The following is a 2,118-nucleotide window of genomic DNA, read 5'->3' as shown; positions in this document are numbered from 1 at the left end:
TCTAAACTGCAATACGGAGGCACGACCCTCTTTTTCACGTTGAACTTCGTCTATCTACTTCTCATTTATTGAGAATATATTAACATAAATTAACTTTCTCTTTGCTTTTGTACAAGAAATTTACTATAATGCCGACATTAATTTATAGTAGGTGTATGGCGTGGCTAAAGAAATAGATATAAATAAATTATTAGCGCAAGAAAATAATGCTTTAAATACTATATTAAGCCAAGTAAATGAATTATGCGAACAAAATAAGAAGTTGCAAGGTTTAATCGAAATACAAAATGAAACTAAAAAACTAGAAAAAGAACATAATAGATCGTTACCTTGGTTTAAAAGACTTGTAAAAACAGTTTCTAATGTAAAGTATATTTTTGTAACAAGTGAAGAACAGTTAACAAATGAAGCAATAAAGTATAATAACAAAATATTAAAAGATATTGATAATAAGATATATAATATAGCGAAAAAATCTGCACCTTTAAAGCAAGAATTACAAGAAGAAATCGAAAAAAATTTTAAAGATTTAACAAAGAAAGATTTATCCAAAGAACAAAGAGAAAGATTATCGGAAGTATATTTTAGTTATAAGAGTAAACCTGAAAGATTTTCAGCTCTAAATATGACAAATCCCTTACAATTTATTAAGGCTGAAGAACTAGAGAAACAATATAATTCTTTAAATGCTACAAAACAAAACATCCAAAATTTAATATCTGAGAATTCTAATATCAAAGAACTTAAGGAAATACAAAAGCGGGTTGCTGAAATTAGGGAAGAAATACCTTATACATTTTTTGAAAAATTAAATAATATTTGGCAAAATGTTAAAAATATTTTTGTAAATAATAGTGAGCAGGTTTTAGCAAAAAACAAAGAAAGTAATACTAGAACAATTAGAAAGATTGATGAACAATTATATAAAACGGAGCATAAATTTGAGGAATTAATTGAAAATAAGGAAAGAAATATTAATGATATAATTGCAAAGTTACCTGACAATGAGGAGTTACAAAAGATAGTAAGTAATCTTGCAAATCATATAACTTCAAAAAAGGAGCCAATATTAGAAAATTCATCCCTAGCTAAACCTTCGGAAAATAATGTAACACCGCCACCTCCTTTATCACAAAATAATATTCCATCGCCACCGCCGCCACCCCTTTTGTCGGAAAATAACATTCCACCACCACCTCCTTTATCGAAAAATAACATTCCGCCACCGCCACCGCCTATGCCTACTATGGCTCCGGCCCAGACTGAGACATTATCTAAACCTGTAGGAGTTACTACTACGGTTAAAAAACCGGAAAATCAACTACGTCCTTCTATAGATACTTCTGATTTAATGAGAGAAATAGAAGGACCAAAAAATCTAAGAAAAGTTGAGTTTGATCCTAATACAGGAAAACCGGTTGCTCATTCGCATAGTAAGCCTGCTCAGAATGTTAGCAAACCTAATGGAGTTGCATCAATTTTAGCACGAAGAGTTGCTATGGAGATGAGTGATAGTAGTAGCAGTAGTGGCAGTGAAAGCGATAGTGGTAACTGGAGTGATGCTAGTGTTAATAGCAATAAACCAAAGACTCTAAAAACTAGAGGAGAACGAGATGCTAAAATGACTACGCATGCTCAAAAAATTCTAAGTAATAGGAGTTCACAAAAACCATCATTTGTTAGAAGTTAATCTTTAATTATGCTTTGTTGCGTGGATACCTAAGCCGTCATTGCGAGGAGCCGTAGACATTGTTGCATGGCTCGGTTTTTGTCATTTCTGTGAAAGCAGGAATCCACCGTTGTCATACCGCGACTTGATCGCGGTATCCATAAATACAACTTAAAAATACTAATAATTTTAGTATTTTAACTGGATCCCGTGGTCAAGCCACGGGATGACAGAGGTGAAATTGAACCACGCAACAATGCCTACTCGTAATGATGATTCGGGTTCTATCCCTTAAACTTCTTAGTTATTTCAACTATTCTTTTACCAAATAAATTAGCAGTTTTTAAATCGCCCACGGTAGGAGTAATATCAGGAGAGGATTTGTGGTGAGATTGCGTCATAAGTCCTGACCAGCTACCTAAGCTGTAATAGTTGAGATTTAATCTTAC

General features: G+C 32.8%; 1 protein-coding gene. It reads left to right on the top strand.

Annotation, left to right across the window (positions count from 1 at the left end; translation table 11 throughout):
- The first annotated feature begins 160 nt into the window (after positions 1-160).
- Positions 161-1,690, top strand: a complete 1,530-nt coding sequence (rickA, locus tag KYQ89_RS02235) for an Arp2/3 complex-activating protein RickA (protein WP_218460226.1) — start codon at positions 161-163, stop codon at positions 1,688-1,690.
- The last annotated feature ends 428 nt before the right edge of the window (positions 1,691-2,118 follow it).

The sequence above is a fragment of the Rickettsia sp. TH2014 genome (assembly GCF_019249195.1).
Lineage (GTDB): Bacteria > Pseudomonadota > Alphaproteobacteria > Rickettsiales > Rickettsiaceae > Rickettsia > Rickettsia felis.
The sequence above is the reverse complement of the archived record's forward strand: the minus strand, read 5'-3'. Positions and strand labels throughout refer to the sequence as shown.